At 52.6% G+C, this 5,175-nt stretch carries 5 protein-coding genes; all 5 read left to right on the top strand.

Annotated elements, in window-relative coordinates:
• The coding region (locus B4H10_RS11460; RefSeq protein WP_292018887.1) for an AAA family ATPase at positions 1–464 on the top strand (464 nt) is incomplete at its 5' end.
• Between the two features lie 14 nt (positions 465–478).
• Positions 479–2,023 carry a hypothetical protein gene (locus B4H10_RS11455; protein ID WP_059077425.1) on the top strand — a complete coding sequence of 515 codons (1,545 nt, stop codon included), beginning with the start codon at positions 479–481 and terminating at the stop codon, positions 2,021–2,023.
• A 15-nt stretch (positions 2,024–2,038) separates the two neighbouring features.
• Positions 2,039–3,052, top strand: a complete 1,014-nt coding sequence (locus tag B4H10_RS11450; protein ID WP_292018886.1) for a hypothetical protein — start codon at positions 2,039–2,041, stop codon at positions 3,050–3,052.
• A gap of 436 nt (positions 3,053–3,488) precedes the next feature.
• Positions 3,489–3,692 (top strand): hypothetical protein, encoded by a 204-nt coding sequence (locus tag B4H10_RS11445; RefSeq protein WP_059077427.1) that lies wholly within the window; start codon positions 3,489–3,491, stop codon positions 3,690–3,692.
• 309 nt (positions 3,693–4,001) lie between these two features.
• Positions 4,002–5,175, top strand: a 1,174-nt coding sequence (gene mmdA / locus B4H10_RS11440; protein ID WP_292018885.1) for a methylmalonyl-CoA decarboxylase subunit alpha, incomplete at its 3' end; no start/stop codon positions are given.

The following is a 5,175-nucleotide window of genomic DNA, read 5'->3' as shown; positions in this document are numbered from 1 at the left end:
AAGCGGACGTGACGACCCGTCTGTTCGGAACGTTCCTTACGTGGCTGCAGGAAAAAGACAGTCAGGCCTTTGTCGTGGCCACGGCCAATAACATCGCCAATATGCCGCCGGAACTGCTGCGGAAAGGCCGTTTCGATGAAATCTTCTATGTGGCACTGCCCAATAAGGAAGAACGGAAAAAAATCTTTTCCATCCACATCGGGAAACGGCGGCCCGACGATTTGGAAGGTATCGACCTAGACCGGCTGGCAGCCCGTACGGACGGCTACAGTGGCGCCGATATCGAAGGCGTCGTCAAGGACAGCATCGAAGCAGCTTTTGCCAAAGGAGAAGATGCGATTACGACCGACGGCATCCTGGAGGCAGTCAGCCAGACGCATTCTCTGAAGGAAATCATGAAAGATTCCCTGCAAAAGATGGAATCTCTCTATAAACAACGGAAGTTCAAAAATGCTTCGGCATAGAAAGGAGCAAGATCATGGAAGAAAAAGAACAGCCCCGTCAGACGAGCGGCGAAGACATGGTACGGCAGATGCGGCCCGTCATGGAACGGTTTTTCCGTTCTTACGGGGCAAAGGACCCGGCCGTGAGCACCGAGGAGTGGCTGACGGAAACACTGGGCAAAGAGCTTCCATCGTACAGTAAGGACGACATAGCCGCTATGAGCCGGGACATCGTGCGCGAAATAGAACAGGCTGAAGCGCGCAAGACGTCACTGGACAAGGCCTGTGCGGCGGGGCAGACAAAAGAATCGTGGCTCGCCGATGAAGTGCAGCAGGCATCTGTCGGCGTCGGCGTGACGACTATGGGCCAGTATCTGCAGCACATAGACGACGTACTGGCTGATAACAATCAGGCCATGCTCAAGGTAATCATGAAACAGAATGGCACGGTCAATATGAACCCCAATCTCGATGGATTCATTGCCGAACAGCAACAGGTCAATTCCTTCAACCGGGCGGCGGCACTGGAAAACTCCCCGTACCGTGCGGATGTACTCCAGCCTGACGGTACAACTTATGGAAAAAATTCCGTCGATGTCGTCATCCGCGATACCCGTCTGAAGGTGCAGACACCGGTACGGCGCTATCAGCTGAAATTTGGCCGCAATGCCGATGCCACGGCTTCCTATCTGGAGCACGGAGACTACCGGGGCCAGCGCGCCCTGGTGCCGAAAGGGCAGGTAAGTGAAGTCCGTCAGCGCGTCTCTCCGGGGAAACACGTGTCCGATACGATAGAAAGCCCCGATGGCGTCCAGTCCCGGCCACTGGGCAAAGAACAGGCCAAAGCCATGCAGGAACGCGTCCAACGTGGACGCCGGCTGGCTCAGGACAACTGGAATTCCTTCAATACCCGTTCCCTGGCCCTGCATATCGGCAAACAGGCGGCTCTGGCCGGTATTTCCGGCGCAGCTCTGGCCACAGGATTCCATCTGGCGGGAAAAGCTCTGAAGGGAGAAAAAATCGATGGCGAAGAAGTGGTCCGCACGGCCATTACGACCGGCGCCGATACGGGAATCAAGGCGGCTGCCGCCGGGGCTCTCAAAGTCAGTGTGGAAAAAAATCTCATTCCCTTACTGGCCAGAGGAACGCCGGTTGCGGTACTGACGCCCCTGGCCTGGGCCGGTATCGAACAGGTCAAAATCTGCTATCGTGCCGCCAAGGGAGAACTGACGGCTATGGAGGCTATCGACGCCATGGGCCGCGTCACCGTATCGACCGTTGGCGGATACATCGCCGGCAGTATCGGTATGGTTGAAGGCGCCATTACAGGAGCCGCCATGCTTTCGTGGATCCCCGTCATCGGGACCGGTGTCGGTGCCATCGTAGGTGGCATCGTAGGCGGCCTGACCGGCTGTCTGGCCGGTTCTACTGTGGGAAAAGCCGTGTACAGCGGCGTCAAAACCGTTGCCAAAACGGCTGTCCGCGTTGCCAAAAGCGTGGGCCATGCTCTGTATTCCGGTGCAAAGGCGGTTGCCAGAGGAATCAAGAACGGCCTTAAGAGCATTTTTAGTTTTTTCTGATGCAGGAGTGTACCTATGGTAAAAAAAATAAAATATGCCCTCACCATGGCCGACGGGGCCAAAGTGCGGACATTGGAAGATTTGCGGGACCATTTCGACTGGCCCCATGTACTGGGATATTTTCTCGACGGCAAACTGGCAGAATGGCTGCGGGACCGGTATTTTGATGAACTGGCCGCGTCCGTAGAGTCTCTGCCGGCGGAAAGTCCGGATCTGGAACAGCAGCTGTGCCATCTCCTGGGTGTCGCCTGGGAAGCGAAGGAAACGACTGTAGATGTGACACGGATGCAGCGGCGGCAGGAAAAAGAAGCGTTGCTGCGGCAGATGACAGCCGATGAATCCATCTGGCAGCACGGGGAAACGACAGCTTTCACCCAGGGAGATCTGGATGAGCTCATCGGTGACGGCGTACCGGTCATATACCTATGCGGTGAGGAATTTACCGTGCCGGCTGATGTGGTGCAGCGGACCTATATTGGCATTCTCGGCAGGCCCCGCATCCAGATTGACGCTGCATCGCCCGACGAACTGGAAGAAAAGGGAATTGTCTTTGAACAGGCTGACCTGCCGGAACAGCTGAGAATACCGGAAGAACCACCGGAACCGGTACGGCAGAACAATAAACAGGATAAGCCGTACGTCGTGTCCGAGGCCTTTCAAAGCCAGCTGAATGACGAACAGCAGCAGAAAGCAGCGGTCCTGTACGAAGAAGCCCAGCATATACTGGGAGCAGTCGTGTTCGATATCGACGTAGCGACGAGGCAGCTGCTGGACACAGCCCAGGCAGAACTGGGACATGCGAACTTCGATATTGATGTCTCGACACACCGCCTGCTGGATGCAGCCCGGGAAGAACTGGGACGGGCGACCTTCGATATCGACGTCCCGACACACAGCTTGCTGGATGCGGCCCGGGAAGAACTGGGACATGCGACCTTCGATATCGATGTCTCGACACGCCCTCTCGTATCGGCAGCCCGGTCTTGCAGAGAAGAAGGAGCTTTCCAGCGTTTCCTCGACCGGTTATAAGAAGTGCAGAACAGAAGATACAGGAAATCAGCTATCCTGATTATGAGATAAAATAGACATACGTACAGACAAAATAAAGGAGAGAATACCCATGGCAGATAACGAACAGAACGCAGAAGTAACGCAAGCGAAAATTGTAAAATTCAGAGCTATAATGGAACGATTGCAGCAGTATTTGTGGATAAGCCGTGATAGTAGAGAAGTGGCATGTGTACTCATGCGGCCTGATTGGATGAATTCGTATACTGATAATCCTTATATCAGTGTACTCATAGGGGCGTCTTTATTTTCACGTAGCGATTTTAGAAGTGATTCATCTATTAGTAGTGTAATTTTAGATCGAACATGGTGTAGAGATAATCCCAATAAACTTTCTTCTGGTTGTGCACATGTAAATGGGTCGTATTCTCATTACGATATAATTTTCTGGTTCTTTATGCTAGCCGCCATCGATGACCGCATTTATAATGACCAGCTGGATTATATTGTGGACGTGGCTTACCTCCTGCACTTCACCGAAGCGATGATCCGCGACTGGTGCCGTGCCGTCGTCTACGTCCTCGATGGCCATACCCTGTCTCCCGACTGCGACCTCACATGTGAAACAGAAGAAGGAAAAGCCTTCTTCCTCCATCAGTAGGAAGGGATTATTTGCAGGGAAAGTGGCGTCCTCGTGAGGGGAAGCTGTCAGCTATGCTGACTGAAGGGGCTTCGTTTATATTCAGAGTTTCTATATATGTTGCGTCCGTTTTCTGCCGCGGCAGCTGGTATTGTATGCCAGCTGCCGCGACATTTTGTTTCCTTATGATGATACGGTGTACGTATTTACAAATTTTTGTGGAATGATGAGTAAAATAGTATTATAATAAATAGAGAATGACCGTAGTAAAAACATGGGAAATATGATAAAATATAATAACTATGCGATAAAGTATATTGGAGGTGCATTATGGCAACAGTTCAGGAAAAGATTGAGCTCCTGCATCAGAAGCTTGATACGATAGAAATGGGCGGCGGCCAGCAGAAAATTGATAAACAGCATGAAAAAGGGAAGATGACAGCCCGGGAACGGCTGCATATGCTTTTTGACGAAGGCAGTTTTACCGAAATCAGCCAGTTTATCCATCACCGCTGCACCAATTTTGGCATGGAAAAGAAGGAAATCCCCGGCGACGGCGTCGTCACGGGATACGGCAATGTCAATGGCCGCCTCGTCTTTGCCTATGCAGAAGATTTTACCGTCGAAGGCGGGTCTCTCGGTGAAATGCATGCCCACAAGATTTGCCAGGTACAGGAAATGGCTCTCAAAATGGGAGCTCCCATTGTCGGTATCAATGATTCCGGCGGTGCCCGCATCCAAGAAGGCGTCGATGCCCTTTCCGGATTTGGCCGCATCTTTATGAATAATACCAAGGCGTCCGGAGTCATTCCCCAGATTTCTGTCATCATGGGACCCTGTGCCGGCGGTGCCGTCTACAGTCCGGCCCTGACCGATTTCATCTACATGGTAAAGAACACGAGCAACATGTTCATTACGGGACCGAAGGTCATCAAATCGGTCACTATGGAAGAAGTGACGGCAGAAGACCTGGGCGGTGCCGTAGCGCACAATACCATTTCCGGCGTGGCGCATTTTGCCTGTGAAAACGAAACGGACTGCATCGAGCAGATTAAATACCTGCTCGATTTCCTGCCCAGCAATAACATGGAAGAAGCTCCCGTATACGATTCGTCCGATGATCCCGGACGGATGGATGAATCCCTCGATTCCATCATTCCCGACAGCGACAACGTAGCTTACGATATGGTTGATGTCATCAAATCCTGCGTCGATAACGGGGAAATCTATCAGGTGCTGGAAAACTATGCCATGAACATGATTACCTGCTTTGCCCGTTTCGACGGCCAGAGCGTGGGTATCATTGCCAATCAGCCTAAATTCCTAGCCGGCTGCCTCGACATCAATGCGTCCGACAAGGCTGCCCGCTTCATCCGCTTCTGCGATGCCTTCAATATCCCTGTCGTCACCTTCGTGGACGTACCAGGATTCCTGCCGGGCATCAATCAGGAACACGGCGGCATCATCCGCCACGGTGCCAAACTGCTCTACGCATACTGCGAAG

Source organism: Megasphaera sp. UBA4382, assembly GCF_002391155.1.
GTDB lineage: Bacteria > Bacillota > Negativicutes > Veillonellales > Megasphaeraceae > Megasphaera > Megasphaera hexanoica.
The sequence above is the reverse complement of the archived record's forward strand: the minus strand, read 5'-3'. Positions and strand labels throughout refer to the sequence as shown.

Coding starts and splice junctions, on each gene's coding strand:
- B4H10_RS11445 (WP_059077427.1), top strand. CDS start 3,489: ATGCTAGCCGCCATCGATGACCGCATTTATAATGACCAGCTGGATTAT.
- B4H10_RS11450 (WP_292018886.1), top strand. CDS start 2,039: ATGGTAAAAAAAATAAAATATGCCCTCACCATGGCCGACGGGGCCAAA.
- B4H10_RS11455 (WP_059077425.1), top strand. CDS start 479: ATGGAAGAAAAAGAACAGCCCCGTCAGACGAGCGGCGAAGACATGGTA.